At 74.6% G+C, this 26,090-nt stretch carries 2 protein-coding genes; both read right to left on the bottom strand.

Going from position 1 to position 26,090, the window contains the following annotated elements; all coding sequences use genetic code 11:
• Positions 1-14: 14 nt before the first annotated feature.
• The gene (locus tag ABZU76_RS35170; RefSeq protein WP_354877472.1) at positions 15-11,582 is read right to left on the bottom strand and encodes an SDR family NAD(P)-dependent oxidoreductase; all 11,568 of its coding nucleotides are present in this window, start codon (positions 11,580-11,582) and stop codon (positions 15-17) included.
• 15 nt (positions 11,583-11,597) lie between these two features.
• Complete coding sequence (locus tag ABZU76_RS35165) at positions 11,598-26,075, bottom strand: type I polyketide synthase (RefSeq protein WP_354877469.1); 14,478 nt, start codon at positions 26,073-26,075, stop codon at positions 11,598-11,600.
• Between the last annotated feature and the right edge of the window lie 15 nt (positions 26,076-26,090).

Below are 26,090 nucleotides of genomic sequence, written 5' to 3'. Positions count from 1 at the left end.
TTCCCACTGTTGCCTCATCGGATCCCGAACTCGTCGCCGATCATGTCCAGCAGCTCCTCGGCGCTGACCGACGCCAGATCGGCGTCCGGCACCCGATCGGGCGCCGCACCCGCCGAGCGGTCTTCCAGCTGTGCCAGCAGCAGGCGCAGCCGCGCGGCCACCGCGACGTGCTCACCGTCGGCGTTCGGGCCCAGCGCCACCTCTTCCAGAGCGGCGAGCGCGGTCAACGCCGGGGTGAGCACCGGGACGGGATCCAGCTTCAGCTCCGCGCGGAGGAACTCCGCCAGCGCGGCCGGGGTCGGATGGTCGAAGATCATGGTCGCGGGCAGCCGCAGACCGGTGACCTGCGTGAGGCGGTTGCGCAGTTCCAGCGCCATCAGCGAGTCGAAACCCACGGTGGCGAACGTCTTCCCGGCGCTGACCTCCGGCACGGCCAGCGCCGCCGTGGCCGCCGCCTCCGACCGGACGAGATCCACGAGCGTAGTGGTCCGGTCCAATTCGGACAGTCCGGCCAGGCGGTCGCGCAGCGCCGGTCCGACGGCCGGTGCGGTGACCGCCCGGCCCGGCCGGACCAGGCCGCGCAGCAACGCCGGCACCGCTGCATCGGGAAGCTCCTCTAGCGCACGGGTGTCCACCCGCACGGGCACGACCACCGCCTGACCCGCGCCCAAACCGCGGTCGAACAGAACCAGGCCCTGCTCCTCCGTGAGTGGGCGCAGGCCACCACGCTCGATCCGCCGGCGGTCGGACTCGGCGAGCGCGGCCACCATGCCGCCGCTGCCTTCCCACGGCCCCCAGGCCAACGAGCACGCCGGTAGCCCGGCCTCGTGCCGCTGCTCGCAGAGCGCGTCGACCGCGGCGTTCGCGGCCGCGTAGTTGGCCTGCCCGGCCGAGCCGAGGGTGCCCGCGAGCGAGGAGAACACCACGAACGACGAGAGCGGCAGCTCCCGCGTCAGCTCGTGCAGGTGGGCGACGGCGTCAACCTTCGCCCGCAGGACCTCGTCCACCTGCTCCGTGCCGAGCGATTCGAGCACCCCGTCGCGGACCACGCCCGCCACGTGGACGACCGAGGTGAGCGGGTGTCCGGCCGGGATCGCTTCGACCAACCGCGCGAGCTGCTCGCGGTCGGTGACGTCGCACGCGGCGAACCGCGCCGTCGCGCCCAGTGCGGCCAAGTCCCGGGCGAGCGCGGAGTCCACTGCCCCGGCCGCGGACCGCGCGGCGAGCAGGAGGTGCCGCACGCCGTGTTCGGCCACCAGGTGGCGGGCCACCCAGCCCCCCAGCAGACCGGTGGCTCCGGTCACGAGCACCGTGCCGGCCGCCGGGTCCGGTCCGAACGGCGCCACCGCGGCGGGTGCGTCCGCGACGGTCTTGACCAGCCGCGGTACGAGCAGCTGTCCGTCGCGCAGCGCGAACTCGGTCTCCCCGGTGGTGCGGGCGAGGGCCAGCGCCCGGCCGGCCATCACGTCGTCGAGGGCTTCGTCGGAGTCGACGAGGACGAACCGGTCCGGGTGTTCCAGCCGGGCGGAGCGCAGGACACCCCAGGCGGCCGCGGCGGCCGGGTCGGGCGCGGAGTCACCAGCCCCGACCCGCACCGCGGCCGAGGTCCGGACCAGGATCGGACCGTCCGCGCGACGGGCGCGGACGAGGCGCAGCGTCTCGTGCACCGCGTCGTGCACGCGCTCGGCGACCGTTTCTCCGGGCGCAGTTTCCCCGGGCGCGCTCTCTCCGGACGCGTCCGGCGGCACCGGAGCTTCGAGGATCCCCAGGACCGCTCCAGCCGGATCGCCCGCTTCTTCGGGTTCCGGTGCGGGTGACCAGTCCACAGTGAACAGTGCACCCCCGGGCGTCCCGCCGCCGAGGCGGTCGAGGACGGCTTCCCGCAACGCGAGCGCGCCGATCCGCGCGACGGGCTGCCCCGCGGCGTCGTCGAGCTGCACGGAAACCGTGTCCGGCCCGGCTTCGGTCAACCGCACACGCAGCTCGCCCGCGCCGCGGCGGTGGACGGTGACCCCGCGCCAGGAGAACGGCAGCTGCGGCCGGCCACCCGCCGGGGCGGACGGGCGGAACGCGAGGATCTGCAGGGCGGCGTCCAGCAGAGCCGGGTGCAGGGTGTACGCCGATTCTCCGCCGGCAACCATGGGCGGCGCCGCGACCTCGGCGAAGATCTCGCCACCGCGTCGCCACGCCGTCCGCAGGCCTCGGAACGCCGGCCCGTAGGCGAATCCGGCCTCGGCCAGGTTCTCGTGGAACGTCGTGACGTCAACCGGGACCGCCCCGGCCGGCGGCCACGCACCGGGTGCCGCCGCCGGCGCCTGCGCGGACTCGTGCCGCAGGAAACCGCGGCCATGCGCGGTCCACTCCCCTTCTTCCGGCCGCGCGTACACCGTCACGGCCCGCGCGCCGTCCTCGTCGGGCACGCCGACCACGACCTGCACCTGCACGCCCTCACGCGGCGGCAGCACGAGTGGCGCGGCCAGGGTGAGCTCGTCGAGGGTCTCGCAGCCCACCGCTTGTCCGGCGACCAGCGCCAGCTCCGCGAAACCGGTGGCGGGGAACAGGATCCGGCCGCCGACGACGTGGTCCGCGAGCCACGGCAGCGCGGCCGCGGACAACTCGCCGGTGAAGATCGACTCACCACCCGCGGCGGCGACCTCCGCCGCCAGCAACGGATGCCCGGTGCCGCGAAGCCCGGCCGAGCCGAGATCCGCGCGCGCCCCTCGTTCGTGGTCGGGCCAGTACCGGCGCCGCTGGAACGCGTACGTCGGCAGCGGAATCGTCCGCCCGCCCGTGCCTTCGAGGACCGCGGCCCAGTCGACCGCGCAGCCGTGCACGTGCAGCCCGAGCGCGGCGGTGAGCAGGCTTTCCACCTCGGGCCGGTCCCGGCGCGCCGCCGCCACACACGTGAGGGCGGCAGCGGGCAGGTCGCGGTCGAGCACTTCGCCCGCGGCCGCCGCGAGCGCACCGGAGGGCCCGAGCTCCAGGACCGCCCGGACCCCGGCGCGCCCCAGGGCGCTGACACCGTCGGCGAAGCGGACGGTCCGTTCGACCTGCCGGACCCAATACCCGGGTGAGCACAGCTCGTCGGCGTCCACGACCGCACCGGTCACGGTGGACACGACCGGGATCCGCGGCGGCCGGTAGGTCAGCTCGCCGAGCACGGCCTCGAACTCGCCGAGCATCGGCGCCATCAGCGGCGAGTGGAACGCGTGGCTGACCGCCAGCTCCCGCGTCCGGTGCCCGGCGGCCTCCACGCGGACCTTGATCTCGCCGAGCGCGGCCGACGGTCCGGCCAGCACGACGGCGGCGGGCCCGTTCACCGCGGCGATCACCACGGGACCGTCGCCGAGCAGCGCGTGCACGTCCGCTTCCGGAGCGGCCACCGCCAGCATGCCGCCACCGGACGGCAGCGCCTGCATCAGCCGGCCGCGGGCGACGACCATCGCGGCGGCGTCGGCCAGGCTCAGCACGCCGGCGACGTGCGCGGCCGTGATCTCGCCGACCGAGTGCCCGAGCACGTAGTCCGGCGTGACACCCCACGACTCGACCAGCCGGTACAGCGCAACCTCGACCGCGAACAACGCCGGCTGGGTCACGGCCGTGCGGTCCAGTTCCGCCGCGTCAGCACGGAAAACCAGCTCCCGCAGCGACGCGCCCATCGGCTCGTCGACCAGCGCGCAGACCTCGTCGAAGGCCGCGGCGAACACGGGGAACGTGTCGTAGAGCTGCGCGCCCATTCCAGGCCGCTGGGCGCCCTGACCGGAGAACACGAAGGCCGGCCCGCCGGTCGCCGAGGTGCCCGCGACGATCTCTCGCGGCGCCTCACCGGCGGCGTAACCCGCCAGAGCCGCGAGCGCGGCCGCCCGGTCGGCGGCGAGCAAGCCGAGCCGGCAGGCGAGCGGGCCGCGGCTGGTGGCCAACGACCATGCGACATCCACAGAGGACAGTTCCGGGTTCCGCTCCAGGTACTCGTGCAGCCGGTGGGCCTGAGCCCGAAGCGCGGTCTCGTCGTGTCCGGAAAGGACCCAGGGCAGGGCCGGCAGCGACGTCACCGCTTCCGGGCCCGCAGGGGCGGTGAGATCGGGCGCCTGTTCGAGGATGACGTGGGCGTTGGTTCCGCTGATCCCGAAGGAGGACACCGCCGCACGCCGCCGGTCTCCGGCCCACGGCTGGGCGGTCGTGAGGAGCTCGACCGCACCGTCGGTCCAGTCCACGAACGGCGTGGGTTCGGTCAGGTGCAAGGTCTTCGGCAGCACGCTCTCGGTGAGCGCGTGCACCATCTTGATCACCCCGCCGACTCCCGCCGCGGCCTGGGAGTGGCCGATGTTCGATTTCAGCGAGCCGAGCCGCAGCGGCCCGGTGCCCGCGCGGTCCTGGCCGTACACCGCCAGAACCGCCTGGGCCTCGATCGGGTCGCCGAGCACGGTGCCGGTGCCGTGCGCCTCGACCGCGTCCACATCGGACGGTTCGAGGCCCGCGTCGGCGAGCGCCGCCCGCATCACACGCTGCTGCGCGGGGCCGCTGGGCGCGGTCAGCCCGTTCGACGCGCCGTCCTGGTTGATCGCGGAACCCCGCAGCACGGCGAGCACCCGGTGCCCGGCGCGGCGGGCGGCCGAAAGCCGCTCCAGCACCAGCACGCCCGCGCCTTCTGACCAGCCGGTGCCGTCGGCCGAGGCGTCGAAGGCCTTGCACCGGCCGTCTTCTGCCAGCCCGCCCTGCTTGGCGAAGTCGTCGAACAGGAACGGGCCGGCCATGATCGCGACGCCCCCGGCCAGCGCGAGGTCGCACTCACCCGAGCGCAGCGACCGCGCCGCCATGTGCAGGGCGACCAGCGACGAGGAACAGGCGGTGTCCACGGTGACCGCCGGGCCCTCCAGTCCCAGCGCGTAGGAGACGCGGCCCGACACGACACTCGTCGACGTCCCGGTGACGCCGTAGCCGGTCATGTTCTCCGAGCCGGGCGCGAACAGCGTGGCGTACCCCTGGGCGGAGGCACCGACGAACACCCCCGTCCTGCTGCCCCGCAACGAACCGGGAGCGACTCCGGCCCGCTCGATCGCCTCCCAGGAGATCTCGAGCAGCACGCGTTGCTGCGGATCCATGGTCAGCGCTTCGCGGGGCGTGATCGAGAAGAAGCCGGCGTCGAACGAAGCGGCATCGGTGAGGAATCCACCGGCCCGCTCCGGCCCGGTCCAGCCGCGGTCGGCCGGGAACCCGCCGACCGCGTCGCGCTCGTCGAGCACGAGCTGCCACAGCTCGTCGGGCGAGGCGACCCCGCCGGGATACCGGCACGCCATACCCACGATCACCACCGGATCGTCCACTTCGGACACCACCGGTGCGGCCAGCACCGGCACGGCGGGCGCGGCCGGGGTGTCACCGAGCAGCTCCGTGTGGAGGAACTCGGTGAGCTCGTCCGGTGTCGGGTGGTCGAAAACGAGGGTCACGGGGAGTTTGAGCGCGGTGGCCGTGGTGAGGCGGTTGCGGAACTCCACGGCCGTGAGGGAGTCGAACCCGAGCTCCTTGAACGCGCGGTCCGCGCCGATCGCGTCGGCGTCGCCGTACCCGAGCACGGTGGCGGCGTTGTCCCGCACGAGGGCGAGCACACTCCGGCGGCGCTCGCCCTCGGTCATCGCGGCGAGCCGGTCGCGCAGTGATTCCTCGCCGGTCGAGGCGGCGGCGCGGATGCGCCGGCGCTCCGGCCGGCGCACCAGGGCCCGCAGCATCGCGGATACCGGTTCGGTCGACGAGGCGAGCCGTCCGACGTCCAGCTTCGCCGGGACGAGGAACGGTTCGCCGGTGCGCAGCGCCAGGTCGAACAGCGCCAGACCCTCCTCCGTGGACAGCGGCAGCACGCCACCCCGGCTGAGCCGGCGCATGTCCACTTCGTCCAGGTGCGCCGACATTTCGCTGCGCTGCTCCCAGAAACCCCAGGCGAGGGAAAGCGACGGCAGGCCGTGAGCTCGGCGGTGCTGCGCCAGCGCGTCGAGCATCGCGTTCGCCGCCGCGTAGTTGGCCTGACCCGGACCGCCCATCGTCGCGGCCAGGGAGGAAAAGGTGATGAGGGTCGGCGGAGGCCGGTGGCCGTGGTGGTGGATCGTGAGCGCCGGCGTGACTTTGGGGTGCGCCGTGGTGGTGAGGGTGGCGGGAGTCTGGGTGTGGAAGGGGGTGTCGAGGAGGGCGGCCGCGGTGTGGATGATCGCCGTGAGGTCGTCGGTACCGGCGATGAGGCCGGTGAGCGTCTCCGGGTCGGTGACGTCGGCGGCGGTGATGGTGACCGTGGTGCCGAGTTGTTCGAGGTCGTGTTCGAGCGCGGTGGCGCCGGGGGCGCCGCGGCCGCGGCGGGAGACGAGGTGCAGGTGCGGGGTGCGGTGGTGGGTGGCGAGGTGGCGGGCCAGCAACGAGCCGAGGGTGCCGGTGCCACCGGTGATGAGCACGGTCCCTGACAGCGGATCGGCGGCCGGCATGGTCAGCACCGCTTTGCCCGTGAGGGTGGCCTGTGCGAGGTGGCGGAACGCGGTCCGGGCCTGGCGGACGTCGTAGGCGGTGACCCGCGGAGGAGTGAGCTGCCCTCCGCCGAACAGGGCGGTCAGCCGCTTCAGGAGGGTGTGGGTGTCGTCCGGAGTCAGGTCGCGCAGGTCGTAGGCTTGGTAACGGATCCCCGGGTAGCCGGTGTGGACGGTGCCGGGATCGCGCCGGTCGGTTTTGCCGAGCTCCAGGAAAAAGCCGCCGGGGGCGACGAGACGCAGGCCGGCGTCGGTGAGCTCGCCGGTCAGGCAGTTGAGGACGAGGTCAACCCCCCGGCCCTCCGTCGCGGCACGCACCTCATCCTCGAAATCCGCGGTCCGGGAGTTGAACACCCGCTCCGCCGGGACACCGGCCGCGATGACGGCGGCGTGCTTGCCGGGGCTGGCGGTGGCGTACACCGTGGCCCCCGAAAGGCGCGCGATCTGCACGGCCGCGGTCCCCACGCCACCCGCGGCGGCGTGGATCAGCACCGTCGAACCCGGCCCGATCTTCGCGAGCTCCGCCAGGCCCAGGTACGCGGTCAGGTAGGCGACGGGCACCGACGCCGCTTCCACCCAGCCCCAGCCCTCCGGAACCCCCACGAGGTACCGCTCGTCGGTGGTCCCGATCGGACCGAACGTCTCCGTGCTCAGGCCGAGCACGCGGTCACCGACCGCGACCGACGTGACCTCGTCGCCGATCTCGAGGACCTCACCGGCCACCTCACCGCCGAGGCCGGTCAGCCCCGGCACGAGGTTCAAGGCGACCACGACGTCCTTGAAGTTGATGCCGGCCGCGTGGATCCGCAGCCGGACCGCGCGCGGCCCGAGCGGCGCCAGCGCCTCCGGGTACGGCAGGAGCTCCAGTCCTTCGAAGGTGCCCGGCCGGGTGTTCGTGAGCCGCCACGTGGGTTCGCCCGCCGGCGGCAGCAGCTTCTGGCCGGGGTCCCAGTTCACGAGCCGCGGCACGAGCAGAGCCCCACCACGCAAGGCGAGCTGATCCTCTCCGGTGCCGAGCGCGCCGGGCAGTGCGGCGAGCGACTCGGCCGCGCCGTCGAGGTCCGCGAGCACGAGCCGGCCCGGGTGTTCCGACTGCGCCGACCTCACGAGGCCCCAGACACCGGCGGCGCCCGGATCGGGCACGTCCTCGTCCGTCACGCCGACGCCGCCGCGGGTGACGAGCACCAGCCGGGTATCGGCGAAGGCCTCGTCCGCGAGCCACGTCTGCACGAGCTCCAGCGCGGATTCGGCCGGCTGCCAAGGAATGTCACCCGGACCGGCCGGTGCGATCCGGTGCAGGAGGTGGCCGCCGGCCGGGAGTGCGGCGGTAACGCCGGCGAGGTCCGAGACCACGACCGCGCCGTCGGGCGAGGGGCAGTCGCCGAGCACGGCGACGGACACCGGTTCCGCAATCGGCATCGGCTGCCAGCGAACCTGGTACAGCGAATCGGCCCGGTCCGGCCGGGCGGTGTCGCGCAGCGGGCGGACCACCAGCGATTCCGCGGTGAGGACGGGAAGCCCGGTTTCGTCGAACAGCTCGACCGACGCCGAGTCGTCGTCACGCGCGGTCATCCGCACTCGCAGCCGGCCGGCCCCGGCGGCGTGCAGCTGGACACCCGTCCACGTGAACGGCAGCCGCACGCCGTCCTGGCCGGAGCCGAGCACGTACATCGCGTGGAGGGCGGAGTCGAACAACGCCGGGTGGATGCCGAACCCGTCGACCGGCAGGTCCGCGCCGAGGCTCACTTCCGCGAAGACTTCCCGGCCGCGGTGCCACAATGCCGACAGGGCGCGGAACTGCGGGCCGTACCCGTAGCCGGACGCGGTCATCCGCTCGTAGTGCGCACCGACATCGACCGTATCCACATCGGACGGTGGCCATTGCCCCGGCGGCAGCGCGGCCGGCGCGGCACCGGGGGCGGTGACGGTGCCTGCGGCGTGCCGGGTCCACACGGGATCGAGCCCGGTACCGTCCGGGCGCGAGTAGACACCGATCGCCCGCTGCCCCGATTCGTCCGGGGCCTCCACCCGCACCTGCACGAACACCCCGGCCCCGTCGAGCACGACCAGGGGCGTGTGCAGCACGAGCTCCGCCAGGCGGCCGGCGCCGACCTGGTCGCCCGCGAAGATCGCGAGATCCATCAACCCGGTGCCGGGGAAGATCACGTCGCTGCCGACGCGGTGGCCCGCCAGCCACTCGTGGGTCCGCACCGAGATCCGACCGCTGAGCACGACGCCGTCGCCGTCGGCCAGCCGGACCAGTGCGCCGAGCATCGGGTGCTCGGCCGCGTCCAGCCCCGCGGCCGACACGTCTCCGGTCTCCGCGCGCACGTCCGACCAGTGCCGGCTCCGCTGGAACGCGTACGTCGGCAGGTCGACCCGCGGCCGCGCACCACCGAAGACCCGGTCCCAGTCGAGCGCGACGCCGTTCGCGTTCGCCTGCGCGACCGACCGCAGGAGCCGGGCGAGCTCACCCTCGTCCCGGCGGAGGCTGCTGACCACCCGCGCCGTCACGCCGGCGTCGTCGATGGTCTGCTGCAGCGACAACGCGAGCAACGGGTGCGGGCTCATCTCGAGAAAATGCCGGTGGCCGTCGGCCAGCAGCTCGCGCACGGCGCCCTCGAACGAGACGGGCTCCCGCATGTTGCGGTACCAGTAGGTGTGGTCCAGCTGCGCGGTGTCGAGCGGTCCCGCGGTCACCGTCGAGTAGAACGCCACTGTGCCGGACGTCGGCGCCACCGGCGCCAGCACGTCGAGGATGTGGTCGCGCACCACCTCGACACCACGCGAATGTCCTGCCGCACCACCGATCCCGTGGAGCCGGCGCGCACGGATCCCATCCGCGAGGCACGCCTCGACGAACTCGTCGCACGCCTGCGCCTCACCGGCCACCGCGCACGATTGCGGGCTGTTCTTCGCGGCCACCGAAAGCCGGTCGCCCCACTTCTCGATCCGGGCCTCGGCCTCGGCGGGCGACAGCAGAGCCGACGCCATCCCGCCCTTGCCCTCCAAGGGAACCCACGCCTTGCTGCGCAGCACCACCACGCGGACGGCGTCGGTGAGCGAGAGCCCGCCGCTGAGATAGGCCGCTGCGATCTCGCCCTGCGAATGGCCGACGACGGCGTCCGGCACCACGCCCAGCGAACGCCAGACCTCGGCCAGCGACACCATCATGGTGAACAGGACCGGCTGGATCACGTCGATCCGGTCGAGCGAGGCGGCGCCCGGCTCGTCACGCAGCACGTCGAGCACGCGCCAGTCGACCAGTCGCTCGATCTCCCGGGCGCACCGCTGCGCCGACTCGGCGAACACCTCCGAGGACTCCAGGAGGTGCCGGCCCATCCCCCGCCACTGCGAGCTCTGGCCAGGGAAGACGAACACGACCTTGCCCCCGACGGCCGTGCCGTCGACCACGCCGTCCGCGCGGCCGCCGCTCGCGATCGCGTCCAACCCGCGCAGCATGCCTTCGCGGTCCTCGCCCACCACGGCGGCACGGTGTTCGAGAGCCGTCCTGGTGGTCGCGAGCGCGAACCCGAGATCCGCCACGTCGAGGTCCGCGTCCGCACGGACCCGGGCGGCCACCCGCTCGGCCTGCCCGCGCAGCGCGGCCGGCGAGTGCGCGGACAGCACCCACGGCAGCAGCGCTGGGACCGGGCCGGCGACCGGCGTCTGGTCGGCCGGTGCCTCCTCGAGCACGACGTGCGCGTTGGTCCCGCTGATGCCGAACGACGACACCCCGGCGCGGCGCACCGAACGCGGCCCGTCTTCGGCGACCGGCCACGGACGGGCGTGCGTGAGCAGCTCGACGGCACCGGAATCCCAGTTCACGAACGGAGTCCGCTCGTCGGCGTGCAGCGTCCGGGGCAGCTCGCGGCGGCGCAGCGCCTCGACCATCTTGATCACCCCGGCCACCCCGGACGCGGCCTGCGTGTGGCCGAGGTTCGACTTCACCGAGCCCAGCCACAGCGGGTCGGCCGGTGTGTGGGCCTGGCCGTAGGTGGCGAGCAGCGCGTCCGCTTCGATCGGATCGCCGAGTTTCGTGCCGGTGCCGTGTGCCTCGACCGCCGTCACGTCGGCCGGCGTCAGCCCGGCCTGCGCCAGCGCAGCGCGGATCACCCGCTGCTGCGCGGGACCGTTCGGGGCGGTCAGGCCGTTCGACGCGCCGTCCTGATTCACCGCGCTCCCGCGCACCACGGCCAGCACCGGGTGGCCCAGCCGCCGGGCGTCGGACAGCCGTTCCACGAGCAGCACACCGGCGCCCTCGCTCCAGCCCGCGCCGTCGGCATCGGCCGAGAAGGCCTTGCACCGCCCGTCCTGGCCGAGCGCGCGCTGGCGCGACAGCGCGACGAGGACCGCGGGGGTCGACATCACCGTGGCGCCACCGGCGAACGCGAGATCGCATTCACCGGTGCGCAAGGCCTGCACCGCGAGGTGCAGCGCCACGAGCGACGACGAGCACGCGGTGTCCACGGTGACCGCCGGGCCCTCCAGCCCGAGCACGTACGACACCCGGCCGGACAGGACGCTGTTCGCGATGCCGGTCGCGGCGTACCCGTCGATGCCGATCTCCGACGACGCCAGCAGCGTCGCGTAGTCCTGTTGCGACACTCCGGCGTACACCCCGGTGCGGCTGCCGCGCAACGCGTCCGCGGTGAGGCCGGCCCGTTCCACGGCCTCCCAGCAGGATTCCAGCAGGAGCCGCTGCTGGGGATCCATGGCGGTGGACTCCCGGGGCGAGATCCCGAAGAACCCGCCGTCGAACTCCGCGACGTCGGTCAGGAAGCCGCCTTCACGCACGTAGCACGTGCCGGGGTTGTCGGGGTCGGGATCGTAGAGCGCGTCCAGATCTCCCCACCCGCGGTCGTCCGGGAGCGGCCCGATCACGTCGACGCCCTCGGAGACCGTGCGCCACAGATCGGCGGGCGACTTGATCCCGCCCGGGTAACGGCACGCCATGCCGATGACGGCGATCGGCTCGGTGGCACCGTCGGTCAGCTCGGCCAGCCGCTGCCGGGTCCGGTGCAGGTCGGTCGTGACCCACTTCAGGTAGTCCCGGAGCTCCTGCTCATCGGCCATCGAAAGCACTCCTCGTCATCGGTCCCGCCCGAGCTCGGTGCGGATGAAATCGAAGATCTCTTCGTCGGACGCGGTGTCGAGCCGCGCTTCGACGGAAACGTCCGAAGTGGACTGGTCGGCCTGCTCGCACGCGAGGACCAGCGCCTTGAGCCGCTCCGCGATGCGCGAGCGCTCACGGTCGTCCGCGGCGAGCCCGGCGACGGTGGCCTCGAGCTGGTCCAGCTGGGTCGCCACCACCGGCGGCGGGCCACCCGGTTCCGCCTTGCGCAAGCCGGCTTCGAGGTGCGCGGCGAGCTCCGCGGGGGTCGGGTAGTCGAACACGACGGCCGCGGAAAGCGCCACATCCGTGGCGGCGGTCAGGGCGTTGCGCAGCTCGATCGCGGTCAACGAGTCGAAGCCGAGGTCGCGGAACTGCTTGCGCTCGTCCACGCCTGCGGGGTCGCCGAGAGAAAGCACCGCGGCGACCTGCCGGCGCACCACGTCGAGCAGCTCCTCGGCACGCCGTTGCGCGGGCAGGCCCGCGAGGCGTTCGGCGAACGAGACCTGGGCGACCTCCGCGGTCGCGGCCCGGCGCAACGGGGCCGGCACCAGGCCCCGCAAGGCGGCGGGCAGCGTGCCCGACCGCGCGTTTCCGCGCAGCACCCCCAGATCGAGGTGCATCGGCAGCAGCACCGCCTCGCCGGACGCCCACGCCGCCTCGAAAAGCCCGCACCCGGCGTCCTCGGTCAGGGGGACGACACCCGCGCGAGCCATCCGCCGCCGGTCGAGGGCGTCGAGCCCACCGCTCATGCCGCCGACGGTGCCCCACAGCCCCCACGCGAGCGACGTCGCGGGCAACCCGGCTGCGCGGCGCTGCCGGGCAAGGGCGTCGAGGAAGGCGTTGCCGGCGGCGTAGTTCGCCTGCCCGGCGGCACCCAGCGTGCCCACCGCGGAGGAGAAGAGCACGAACCTGGCGAGGTCGAGCCCCGCGGTCAGCTCGTGGAGGTTCACCGCCGCGTCGACCTTCGGCCGCAGCACGGCGTGCAACCGCGCGGGGGTGAGCGCGGTGAGGGTGCCGTCGTCGACCACGCCGGCCACGTGCACGACCGCGCTGAGCGGGAACTCGGCGGGGATGTCGTCGAGGACCGCCGCGAGGGCGTCCCGGTCGGCGACGTCGCAGGCGACGACTTCGGCCACGGTGCCGTGCGTCGCGAGGTCGGCCACGAGCCGGTCGGCACCCGGGGCACCGGGCCCGCCGCGGCTGAGCAGCAGCAGCCGCTCGGCACCCGCCGCGGCCAGGTGCCGGGCGATCACCTCGCCGATCGCGCCGGTGGCGCCGGTGACGAGGACCGTCCCCGCAGGCCAGGGTTCGGTATCAGGGCCGGGCACCTCGACCGCGAGCCGCGGCACGAGCACCTCACCTGCGCGGATCGCCAGCTGCTGCTCACCGGTGGCCAGTGCGACGGCCACCGCCGCCGGAACCTGCTCGGCGTCACCCGCCCAGTCGTCGAGGTCCACGAGGACGAACCGGTCCGGGTACTCGGCCTGGGCGGAGAGCAGCAGCCCCCACCCGGCCGCCGCGGCGGGCCTGGCACTCGTCGCGGCGCCGGTCGCACCCCGGGTCAGCGTCACGAACCGCGTGCCGGCCAGGTGTTCCTCGGCGACGAGCGCACGAACCAGCTCGAGCACCTCTTCGGCGCTGTGGTGCGCGGCGTCGGCGAGACCGCGCACCGGTGGCTCGACGACCACCACGAGCAGGTCCGGTGCGACGGCGTCGGTTCCTCCCGTGGCGAGGTCCTCGCGCAACGCGGCGAGGTCGGGCCAGCTGCGGATCTGTTGCCCCGGCTGCGATCCGAGCGCGCGGGCGAAGTCCACACCGTCGTGCCCGCCCAGCACGCCCCAGCTGCCGTCGAGCTCCACGGCGGGGCTCGACGGCACCCAGTCGAGCCGGTGCAGCGCCGCCCCCGCCACGGTGGGCCGGACGGGTGCCGGATCACCCAGCTCCAGGCGTTCGACCACCGCGACCGGCCGGCCGGCGGGGTCCGCGAGCCGCAGGGTGAGCCCATCGGGATCGCTGGGCGTGAGGTGGACGCGCAGGGTTTCGGCGCCGGTCGCGACGAGCGTGACGCCGTGCCAGGCGCGGATCCGCCGCCCCTGCCCACCTCGCGCGCGGTCGGCTTGCGGGACCAGCGCGTCGAGCGCGGCGAGCAGATCCGGGGCCAGGACACCGCGCGTGTCTGCCTCGCCTGCGCCGGAATCGAGGCGCACTTCCGCGAAGAGGTCCGCACCGGCGGCCCAGACCGCGGTGCCGCCGCTCCCGTCGAGCTCTAGCGCACCGGCCGGTGGCCACGCCGAGAGGTCGAACGACGGTTCGCCCGCCGCCGGCCGCAGTGCGGCGGTGATCGTGTGCTCCCAGGCTTGCTCGGGAGTGGCGGCGAGCCGGTGGTGCACGGTCAGCTCCCGGCGGCCGTCCGATTCCGGTGCGCTCACCCGAAGCTGCACGGCCAGGTCGGCACCGGCCGGAACAGGCCGGTGCGCGCCGAGCCGGTCGATCCGCGCGCAGCCGAGGTCGGCGGCCACCCACAGTGCGGCCGCGGTCAGGTCCGCTTCCCCCGCACCGGTCACGCGGCCGTGGTAGAGCCGGGCGCCGCCAGGGAGATCGGCCCTCGTCGTGAACACCGGATGCCCGGTCGCGGTGAGCCCGGCCGAGGCCGGATCCGTCGTCGTGTGGTCGCGCTGCAACCAGAACCTGCGGCGCTGGAACGCGTACGTCGGCAGTTCGACCCGGCGGGCGCCGGTGCCCTCGAACACCGCGGGAACCTCGACGACCACGCCGCGGGCGTGCAGCCGGCCGAGGGTGGTGAACAAGGCCCGCACCTCGTCCCCGTCGCGGCGCAGGCACGCGAGCGCGCCCGCCGGTTCCTCGACCACCGACAGCACCGCGGCCGTCAGCTCGGCCCCGGGGCCGGCCTCCAGGAACGTGGTGACGCCCCGGGACACCAGGGTGCGGACCCCGTCGGCGAACCGGACCTCGCGGCGGACCTGGTCGACCCAGTACGCCGGATCGGCCAGTTGCCCGGCCGTCACGGGTTCGCCCGTGACGTCGGAGATCACCACCACCGCCGGTTCGGTGGCCTCGACGCCGGCGAGGATCCCGGCGAACTCCGCGAGCATCGGCTCCATCAGCGGCGAGTGGAACGCGTGCGAGACCGCCAGCCGCCGGGTGCGGGCACCGCGCTCCGAAAGGGTGGCGGCGACCGCGAGCACGGCGTCCTCGGCACCCGAGACGACCACGGCCTCGGGTCCGTTGACGGCTGCGATCGTCGCCTGCCCGGCGAACCCGGCCAGGCACTCGCGCACCACCGGCTCCGCGGCGGCGACGGCGACCATCGCGCCTCCGGCCGGCAGCTCCTGCATCAGCCGGCCCCGTGCGGCGACGACCCGAGCCGCGTCGTCCAGCGTCCAGACGCCGGCGAGGTGCGCCGCGGTCAGCTCGCCGATCGAATGCCCGAGCAGCGCGTCCGGGCGCACGCCCCACTGTTCGAGAAGGCGGAAGAGCGCGACCTCGAACGCGAACAGCGCGCACTGGGCGTACTCGGTCCGGTCGAGCAGCGCCGCGTCCTCGGTGCCCCCCTCCGCGAACATGACGGTCCGCAGCGGCCGCTCCAGGTACCGGTCGAGCTGAGCGCACACGTCGTCGAGGGCTCGGGCGAACCCGGGGAACCGTTGGTACAGAGCACTTCCCATGCCGGGCCGCTGCGCGCCCTGTCCGGCGAACACCACGGCGAGCTCGCCCTCGGCCGAACGTTCCCGGATCACGTCCGAGCCGTCCGGTGTGGCGAGGCGCGCCAGTCCGGACAGCAGTTCGTCACGGTCCCCGGCCACCAGCACGGCGCTGTGGTCCAGCACCGCGCGTGAAGTCAGCGAGGAGAACGCGAGGTCGGCGGAGCGCAGGGCCGGATCCGCGGTCACCAGGGCCGCCAGGCGCGCGGCCTGCTCGGCCAGCGCCGCCCGGCTACGCGCCGAGACGACCACGGGCAACGGTCCGGGTTCCGCCACGGGATCGGGTACCGGCTCCGGCTCGGCGGCCGGTGCCTGCTCCAGCACCACGTGCGCATTGGTGCCGCTGATGCCGAACGACGACACGCCGAAGCGGCGCGGACGCCCGGTTTCCGGCCACGGCCGGGCCTCGGTGAGCAGTTCCACCGCGCCGGCCGACCAGTCGACGTGCGGCGACGGCGCGTCGACGTGGAGGGTCCGCGGCAACGTCGCGTGGCGCATGGCCATGACCATCTTGATGATCCCGGCGGCACCGGCCGCGTGCTGGGTGTGGCCGATGTTGGACTTCACCGACCCGACCCAGAGCGGGGCCTCGGCGGAGTGCGCCCGGCCGTAGGTCGCGAGCAGCGCCTGGGCCTCGATGGGATCGCCGAGCCGGGTGCCGGTGCCGTGCGCTTCGACAGCGTCCACTTCGGACGGTTCCAGCCCGGCGTCGGTGAGCGCGCCGAGGATCACGCGCTCCTGCGACGGACCGTTGGGCGCGGTGAGCCCGTTGGACGCGCCGTCGGAGTTGATCGCGCTCCCCCGCACCAGCCCGAGGACCTCGTGGCCGTGCCGGCGCGCGTCGGAAAGCCGTTCGAGCAGCAGCAGGCCGGCGCCTTCGGACAGCGTGAACCCATCGGCCGCCGCGGCGAACGACTTGCACCGCCCGTCGGCCGCCAGCGCGCGCTGGCGGCTGAAGGCGACGAACGACGTCGGGTCCGACATCACCATCACGCCACCGGCGAGCGCGAGGTCGCTCTCGCCGCTGCGCAGCGAACCCGCCGCGAGGTGCAGTGCGACGAGAGAGGCCGAGCAGGCCGTGTCGATGCTGACCGCGGGTCCTTCGAACCCGAACAGGTAGGAGATCCGGCCGGACGCGACGCTGGTCGAGCCACCCGTGGCCAGGTAGCCCTCCATGCCCGCGCCCGGTGCCGTCAGGCGGCCGCCGTAGGCCTGGTCCGTCGTGCCGACGTAGACGCCGGTCCGGCTGCCCCGCAACGACTTCGGGTCGATCCCGGCACGCTCCAGCACCTCCCATGCCGTCTCGAGCAGGACCCGCTGCTGCGGATCCATCGCCACGGCCTCGCGAGGCGAGATGCCGAAGAACTCCGGGTCGAACATCGTGGCGTCGGGCAGGAATCCGGCGTGGTCGACGTAGCTGGTCCCGGGCGCGTCCGGGTCCGGATCGAACAGGCTTCCCAGCGGCCAGTCGCGGTCGGCCGGAAACGGGGTGATGAGGTCGGCTTCACCGGACACTGCCTGCCACAGCTGCTCCGGCGAGTCGATGCCGCCCGGGAACCGGCAGCTCATCGCGACGATCGCGATCGGGTCGGCGGTCTCGGGCTTGGCCACGATCCGTGCCGGGCCCGGGGCCGCGGCGGTGGTTCGCACACCGAACGCCACCCGGTCCAGGAAGGCGGCGAGGGCGACGGGCGTGGGGTGGTCGAACACGACCGTGGTCGGCAACCGGACCTCGGTGGCCTTGGTCAGCCGGTCGCGCAGTTCGACGGCGGTGAGCGAGTCGAGCCCCGCGTCGGAGAACGCGCGCCGCGGCTCGACGGCCGCCGCGTCCGGGTGGCCGAGGACCGCGGCGGTGTGTTCGCGAACCAGCTCGCGCAGCGCGCGCACCCGCTGGGATTCGTCCAGTTCGGACAGCCGGCGCAGCGTCGCGTTTCCCGCCACCGGGCCGGTTTCCGCGACTTCCGGCTCGGGCCGGGCCTCGGGCAGGGCGTCGAGCAGGCGGGAAGCGCGGCCGGAGGTGAACACCGGCACGAACCGCGCCCAGTCGACCTCCGCGAGGATCGCGGCACCGCTGCCCTCGGCCAGCAGGCGGAGCAGACCGGCGACCGCCAGGTCGGGGTCGAGCACCGGCAGCCCCCGCCGGCGCAGGGTGTCGTGGATCTCGTCGGCGACCATGCCGCCACCCGCCCACGGGCCCCAGGCCACCGACAGGGTCGGCACGCCGTCGGCCGTCCGCCTCTGGGCGCGGGCGTCGAGCACCGCGTTGGCCGCGGCGTAGGCCCCGTGGTCACCCGCGCCCCAGACGGCGGTGATCGACGAGAAGTACACGACCGCCTCCAGCCGGGCGGTCTCCAGCGCCGCCTCGACGTTCTCGATCCCGGCGACCTTCGCGCCCAGCACCGTCCGCAGGTCGGCGAACGACGCCTCGGCCAGGGGGCCCAGCACACCGGCGCCGGCCGCGTGCACCACGGCGGTGATCGGCCCGGATTCCCGCTGCACGCGGTCGAGAACGGCCGCGACCTCGGCCCGGTCGGCGGTGTCGCAGGCGGCGACGGTGACCCCGACGCCGTGTGCACCGGCGAGTTCGGCGACCAGGTCGGCGACCCCCGGCGCGGCGTCCCCGCTCCGGCTGATCAGGACGAGGTGCCCGGCCCCGCCGGCGGCGAGCGCCCGGGCGACGCGCAGGCCGAGCGCGCCCGTGCCCCCGGTGACCAGCACCGTGCCCGACGGCCGCCATCCGCCGCCGGTGACGCGGCCGCTGTCGCCGTGGGTGAGGCGCCGGCCGTACAGGCCGTCCTCGCGAAGCGCGAGCTGGTCCTCACCGTCGTCGCGGCCGAGCGCGGCCGCGAGCCTGTCGATCACCGGCTGGTCCAGGTGCCTCGGCAGGTCGATCAGGCCGCCCCACAGCCGGGGGTGCTCAAGTGCGGCGACCCGGCCCAGCGCCCAGACCGCCGCCTGCTCGGGCCGGCGCGGGCCGCCGTCGCCAGGCACCCCGACCGCCCCGTCGGTGCAGCACCACAGCGGGACCCCGCCGCCTAGATCCACCAAGGCCTGGACGAGCGCCAGGGTGAGCGCGAGCCCGGCCGGGACCACGTCGTCGGCCGGGTGCGCGCCGGTGTCGAGCGCGGTCAGCGACAGGATCCCGGTGATCGCCGGGTCGGCCAGCGCCGTGCGCAACCGCTCCGTGAGAGTTCCGGCTGCAGTGTGCCTTTCGCCACTGGTCCGGACATCGTCCGTGCCAACGGAAACGAGCACGTGGTCCGGGACGGCCCTCAGCACGACGGCGACCGCCGGGTCGGCGGCGAGCCGGTCCGGGACCACCACCAGCCACCGGCCGCCGCGCACCGCCGCGGGCGGGAGCGGCTGCCATGTCTCGGCGTAGCGCCACGAGTCGAGCACGGCCTGATCGCGGCGGCCACGCCGCCACGACGAGAGCGCCGGCAGCACTTCGCTCAGCGGGGCGGTGTCCGCGAGCCCCAGGGTGCCGGCCATCTTCTCGGCGTCCAGGCCGTCGACCAGCTCCCAGAACCGGGCGTCCTCGGGGTCGCCGGTCGCGGTCGCCGGCGCGCCTTCGGGCCAGAACCGCTTGCGCTGGAACGGATACGTCGGCAGTTCGGGCAACGGCCGGGCGGCCGCGGGCAGCACCGGCGAGAAGTCCGCCGGAGCACCGGCCACGAACACCTCGGCCACGGAGGTGAGCATCCGCTCGAGCCCGCCGTCGTCCCGGCGCAGCGTTCCCGCGACGGCGGTCTCGAGCTCGGCCAGGTCCGCGGCCTCCGTGATCGCGACACCCAGCACCGGGTGCGGACTGACCTCGACGAACGAGCGGAACCCTTCGGCCATCAGCGTTTCCACGGCTTCGTGGAAACGCACCTGCGCACGCAGGTTGCGGTACCAGTAGGCGGCGTCCGCCGTGGTCCCGTCCAGCCACTCGCCGGTCACGGTCGAGAAGAACGGCACGGTTCCCTGGCGGGGCCGGACGCCGGCCAGCACCGACTCGACCTCGTCCCGGATCACCTCGACCTGGGCGGAGTGCGACGCGTAGTCGACGTCGATCCGCCGGTTGCGGATGCCGCGTTCGCCCGCCTCGGCGAGGATCTCCGCGAGCGCGTCCGGCTCACCGGACACGACGACGGCGGACGGGCCGTTGACGGCGGCCACGGAAGCCCGGCCCGACCAGGCGTCCACGAGCTCGGTGACGACGTCGACCGGCGCCGCGAGCGAGATCATGCCGCCGGCACCGGCCAGCGCGGTGAGGGCCTTGGCTCGCAGCGCGACCACCTTCGCGGCGTCTTCGAGCGACAGCACGCCGGCCACACACGCGGCGGCGATCTCGCCCTGGGAGTGGCCGACGACGGCCGCGGGCTCGACTCCGAACGACCGCCACACCTCGGCGAGCGAAACCATCATCGCGAACAACGCGGGCTGCACCACGTCCACCCGGGCGCCCGCCAGGTGCCCCTCGTCCGCTGCGGCCAGCTCGGTGAGCGACCGCTCGAGGTAGGGCGCCAGCGCGCGTTCGCACTCGGCCCAGCGGGCAGCGAACACGGGCGAGCTTTCGAGCAGCGCGGCCGCCATCCCGGCCCACTGGCCACCTTGTCCGGGGAACACCCAGACGTGCCCGCGAACCGGGGGCACGGCGACACCCCGCACCACACCGGCGGGCTCGGGCTCGACCGCGAGCCGGGCGAGCCGGTCGAGCAGCTGCGCGCGATCCCGGCCGAGGACCACCGCGCGGTGCTCCAGCCGGGTCCGCGAATCCAGCAGCGCCCGCCCGAGCAGCGCGGGCGGCACGTCCGCCAGCGCACCGCCTGCGACCTCTTCGGTCAGCCGTCCCGCCAACCCGGCCAGCGCCTCCGGCGAGCGGGCACTGAGCACCCAGGGCAGAACGGTTTCCCGGGCATCCGGCGTAGCGGTGTCGGACACCGGATCGGCTGCGGGCTCCGGGTCGGGCTGCGCCAGCACCAGGTGCGCGTTGGTACCGCTCATCCCGAACGACGACACGCCGGCGCGGCGCGGACGCCCGGTCTCCGGCCACGGCCGGGTCTCCGTCAGCAGGCGGACCGCCCCGGCCGTCCAGTCGACCTTGCCGGTCGGCTGGTCCACGTGCAGGGTGGCGGGCAGGTGCCCGTGCCGCATCGCGAGGATCATCTTGATCACCCCGCCGACGCCGGCGGCGGCCATGGTGTGCCCGATGTTCGACTTGAGCGAGCCGAGCCAGAGGGGCTGCTCGTCCGCGCGGGCCCGGCCGTAGGTGGCGAGCAACGCCTGCGCCTCGATCGGGTCGCCGAGCACGGTGCCCGTGCCGTGCGCCTCCACCGCGTCCACATCGGACGGACGGAGGCCGGCGTCGGCCAGCGCGGCGCGGATCACGCGCTGCTGCGCGGGCCCGTTCGGGGCGGTGAGGCCGTTGGACGCGCCGTCGGAGTTCAGCGCGCTGCCGGCGATCACGGCCAGCACCCGGTTGCCGTCGCGCCGGGCGTCGGAAAGCCGTTGCAGCACAAGCGCTCCGGCGCCTTCGGACCAGCCCGTCCCGTCCGCGGTGGCGGCGAACGACTTGCAGCGGCCGTCGGGCGCGAGGCCACCCTGGCGGGCGAACTCGAGGAAACCACCCGGCGTGTTCATCACGGTGACGCCTCCCGCGAGCGCGAGGTCGCACTCGCCGGCCCGCAGCGCGCGGGCGGCGAGGTGGATGGCCACCAGCGACGACGAGCACGCGGTGTCCACCGTCAGAGCCGGGCCTTCGAAGCCGAACGTGTAGCTCACCCGGCCGGACACGACGCTCGAGGCGGTGCCGGTCATCGCGTGGCCTTCGGCCCCGGTGGCCCGGTCCAGCACGCCTTGGTAGTCGGAGCCGGCGACGCCGACGAACACACCGGTCCGGCTGCCGCGCAGCGCGCCCGCGTCGAGCCCGGCTCGTTCGAGCGACTCCCAGCAGACCTCCAGCAACACCCGCTGCTGCGGATCCATCGCGGTCGCCTCGCGGGGCGAGATACCGAAGAAGGCGGCGTCGAACTCCGCAGCGCCGGCCAGGAAACCACCCTTGAGCGGCAGCGCGCGGCCCGCTTCGGCGTCGCCGGCCTGTCGCAGCTCACGCAGGTCCCAGCCGCGGTCGGCCGGGAACGGCCCGATCGCGTCGCGCCCGCCGGACACGAGATCCCACAACTGTTCCGGCGCGGTCACGCCGCCCGGGTACCGGCAGGCCATCGCGACGACCGCGATCGGATCGCCGCTGGGCACCGCGGTTGCGGGCTGCTCGTCGGTGTTTTCGGTGCCGTGCACGAGATCGCCGAGGAACGCGGCGACGGCGAGCGGGGTCGGGTGGTCGTAGCCGACCGTCGCCGGCACCGCGAGCCCGGTCGCCTCGGCCAGTGCGTCGCGGAACCGCACGGCGAGCAGCGAGTCGAAACCCAGTTCCCGGAACCGGCTTTCGGGTGGCACGGCGTCCGCGGACGAGTGGCCGAGCACCAGCGCCGCCGCCGTCCGGACGACGGTCAGCAGTCGGCCGTCGAGGTCGGCCGCCGGCAGGCCGGCGAGCGGCCCCGGTCGTGGTACCGGCGCGGCCGGCAAAGCTCGGACCTCGTAGAGCAGCGACACGAGCGGCCGCGGCCGCAGAGCCGCGAACGTCGGGTGGAACACCGGCCAGTCGACATCGGCGATCACCTGGACCGCGTCCCCGGCCGCGTCGATCTCGCCGAGCGCGCGGGCGGGCTCCATCGGCACGAGACCCGCGGCGCCGGCTCGCTCACCGGAGCCCGCGAACGGGCCCCACGCGACGAGGCAGGCGGGCTGCCCGGCGAGCCGGCGACGGTGCACCAGGGCCGCGAGGCGGGTGTGTGCGGCCAGGTGCCGCGGATCGCCGGCGCCGCCCCAGATCCCGGCGACCGTGGAGAACACGAGGAACGCGTCGAGGCCGGCCCACGCCGCGGCCAGTTCGGCGAGCGCAGTGCGCTCCGCCACCTCGTCGGGGCCAGGCCGCGCGGACCCGGCCGGACTCAGGTTTTCCAGGTGCAGCACCACGTGCACGGGGTCGGTGTGCAGCGCCGGAGGGCGTGGGGCGCCGGTCGGCCAGGGCACGACCTCGACGTCTGCGGGAAGGCGGGCGGGGACCTCGGCGCCGGGCCGGACCGCGAGGACCACCCGGCGGGGGCCGTCGGCGCGCAGCCGGCCCAGCACGTCGGGGGTGAACCCGCCCAGGTCGCCGGTCACGAGCACGGTGCCGCCGGCCCGGCCGAACGGATCCGCGCCGGAAGGTGACCCGGCCGGCAGCAGGCGCCGGCCGAAGAGACCGGCCGCGCGCACCGCGACCTCGTCCTCGCCGCGTGGGTCGGCGAGCAGCGAGACGAGCAGTTCGGCGTCGCGCCGGCCGGTGACCGACGGCAGGTCGGCGAGGGCGCCGCGGCCGCGCAGCAGGCCGGTGAGACGCGCCTGCGCGAGCTCGACGGCCGCGTCGGCGGCGGTGGCCACCACGGCCGAGGTGGTGACGCTCCACAGTGGAATGTCAGTGCCCGTCGCGCCGAGCGCTTCGAGAAGGGCCGACGTCGGCCCGAGCGGCTCGGTGTCCGGCGCGAGTGCGAGCAGCGAGAGAACCCCGGCCGCCGGGGTCCGGAGCGCCTCGGTCAGCCCGTCGGCCCCGTCGACCGTGATCAGCCGTTCGGCTCGGCGATCCAAGGCGTCGAGAACCGCGGTGACAGCGGGGAGGTCGCGGCCGTCGCGGGGCACCACGGCCACCCACGTTCCGGCCAGGTGGCCGCCGTCCCGGGTGATCGGCACCCACGCCTCGCGGTAGCGGATTCCGCGGCCGGCCGGCGGTGCGCCCGGGACTTCGGGCTGGTGCGCGGGCAGCCAGTACCGCCGACGCTGGAACGCGTACGTGGGCAGGGCCACGCGCCGCCCGCCGGCCCGACCGACCACAGTGGACCAGTCCACTTCGGACCCGCGGACGTGCAGACCCGCGACGGCCGAGAGCAGCGACGCCTGCTCGGGCTGGTCGCGCACGAGCGTGGCCTCGGTCAGCGCGGCGGAGTCGCCGAGGCAGTCGCGGGCCATCGCGCTGAGCACCCCGCCGGGGCCGAGTTCCAGGAAGGCGCTCACCCCGGCTTCGGCGAGGAACCGCACGCCGTCGTGGAACCGGACCGCCTCACGGGCGTGGGTGACCCAATAGTCCGCCCGGCAGAGCTCGTCCGTCAGGGGCCGGCCCGTCACGCCGGACACGATCGGGATCCGTGGCGGCCGGAACTCAAGCGTTTCCGCGACGGCCCGGAACTCGGCCAGCATCGGCTCCATCAGGGGCGAGTGGAACGCGTGGCTCACCCTCAGCCGCCGGGTGCGCAGCCCCTCAGCCGCGGCGAGGCCGGCCAGGCGCAGCACGGCGTCCTCGGCGCCGGACAGGACCACGGATTCGGGACCGTTCACCGCGGCGATCGACACCGGCTCACCGCCGCCCTCGGCGGCCAGCAGCTCGACCATCCGCGCCTCGGCGGCCTCGACGGCGACCATCGCGCCGCCCGCGGGCAGCGCGCTCATGAGCCGGCCGCGGGCGGCGACGAGCCGGGCCGCGTCGGGCAGGGACAGCACCCCGGCCACGTGCGCGGCGCTCAGCTCGCCGATCGAGTGCCCCAGCAGGAAATCCGGGTGCACACCCGAGTGCTCCAGCACCCGGAACAGCGCCACCTCCAGGGCGAACAACACGGGCTGCGCGTACCGGGTGTCGTCGAGCGGGCCGGCCCCGGGACTGCCGAAAGCCAGCGGCCGCAGCGGTTCACGAAGCTCGTCGCCGAACGCCGCGCACACCTCGTCGAACGCCGCGGCGAACACCGGGTCGAGTTCCGCCAGCTCGGCGCCGGTTCCGGCGCGCTGCGAACCCTGGCCCGTGAAGAGGAACGCGAGCCCACCGGGCGAACCCGCCCGGCCTCGCCGGACCCGCGGGTCGGGCCGGCCTTCGGCGACCGACGCCAGCGCCGCGCGGAGGCCCGCGGCGTCCCCCGCCACCACGACCGCCCGATCGGTGAGCCGCCCACGGGTCGTCACGAGCGAGGTGGCCAGGTCGGCGAGCCCGGTGCCAGGGCGCTGGTCGAGCAGTGCGGCCAGGCGGCGGGCCTGCCCCCTCAGCGCGTCCTCACCCCGTGCGGAGAAGACGAACGGCAGCCGGTTCCCCTCCGGTAGCCCTGTCGGCGCCTGGGCGGCAGCCTCTTCATCGCCCCTGGCCGGCGCCTGCCCCTCGATGGAACGCAGGGTCGTGGACACGACACTGGCACCGGCCGAATCCGACGCCTGCGAGACCGAACCAGCCACTTCATCGCCACGAGTCGGCACCGCCTGCCGATCCTCGAAAAGCCGCGCCGAAGGCGCCGCGCCCGCGCCGGCCGAATCCGGCGCTTGCTCCAGAACGACGTGGGCGTTGGTGCCGCTGATGCCGAACGCGGACACCGCCGCGCGGCGTGGCCGGCCGGTCCGCGGCCACGGGCGGGCCTCGGTCAGCAGCCGCACCGTGCCAGTGGTCCAGTCCACCTGCGTGGTGGGCTCGTCGGCGTGCAGGGTCCGGGGCAGGGTGCCGTGCCGCATCGCCTGGACCATCTTGATGACACCCGCCATGCCGGCGGCCGCCTGGCTGTGCCCGATGTTCGATTTGACCGACCCGAGCCACAGCGGTTCCGCGGCGGTCCGCGCGGCGCCGTAGGTCGCGATCAGCGCCTGCGCCTCCACGGGGTCCCCGAGGCGCGTGCCGGTCCCGTGGGCCTCGACGACGTCGATCTGCCCGGGGCCGAGCCCGGCGTCCTGCAGCGCCGCGCGGATCACGCGCTGCTGCGAAGGGCCGTTGGGCGCGGTCAGGCCGTTGGAGGCGCCGTCGGAGTTCACCGCGCTGCCGGCGATCACGGCGAGCACGGGGTGCCCGAGCCGCTGGGCGTCCTCAAGGCGGCAGAGCGCGAGCACGCCGGCCCCTTCGCTCCAGCCGGTGCCGTCGGCGTTCGCGGCGAAGGACTTGCAGCGCCCGTCGCCGGCGAGCCCGCCCTGCTGGGCGAACTCGGCGAACAGCCCGGGGTCGGCCATCACGGCCGCGCCCGCGGCGAAGGCGAACGTGCTCTCCCCCGCGCGCAGCGAGCGCACCGCGAGGTGCAGCGCGACCAGGGCGGACGAGCAAGCCGTATCCACCGTGACCGCCGGCCCCTCGAGACCGAGGACGTAGGCCAGCCGGCCCGACGCGACGCTCGTCGTGCCGCCCGTCAGCACGTGACCTCGCACCAACTGCATCGCCTCGGCGTCGGCCGGGCCGTAGTGCTGGTTGGCGGCACCTACGAACACTCCCGTGGCGGTGCCGCGCAGGGTCTCCGGGTCGATCCCCGCGTTTTCGAGGGCCTCCCACGCCGTCTCCAGCACCAGCCGCTGCTGCGGGTCCATCGCGAGGGCCTCGTGCGGCGAGATCCCGAAGAACGCAGGGTCGAACTCGGCCGCGTCGTAGAGAAACCCGCCTTGCTTGCGGACCCCGTCGCCCAGGTGCGCCGTCTGCCAGCCCCGGTCGGCGGGGAAGTCGGAGATCGCGTCGACACCGGTGTCGACGAGGTCCCAGAGCCGCTCCGGGGAGTCGGCCCCGCCGGGGAACCGGCAGCTCATCCCGACCACGGCGATCGGGCCGTCGGCCGCGTCCTCCAGTTCGGCGACGCGGCGGCGGGCCTCCTGCAGGTCGCCGGTGACCTGCTTCAGATAAGCGACGAGTTGCTCGGTGTTCGCCATGCGATTCGCTCCTGG

Origin of the sequence: Amycolatopsis sp. NPDC005232 (assembly GCF_040607795.1) — a bacterium.
Lineage (GTDB): Bacteria > Actinomycetota > Actinomycetes > Mycobacteriales > Pseudonocardiaceae > Amycolatopsis.
This window is presented reverse-complemented; position numbering and strand designations above follow the sequence as displayed.

Bases quoted from the DNA above. Each gene is read 5' to 3' on its own strand.
- ABZU76_RS35165 (WP_354877469.1), bottom strand. From the start codon at position 26,075: ATGGCGAACACCGAGCAACTCGTCGCTTATCTGAAGCAGGTCACCGGC.
- ABZU76_RS35170 (WP_354877472.1), bottom strand. From the start codon at position 11,582: ATGGCCGATGAGCAGGAGCTCCGGGACTACCTGAAGTGGGTCACGACC.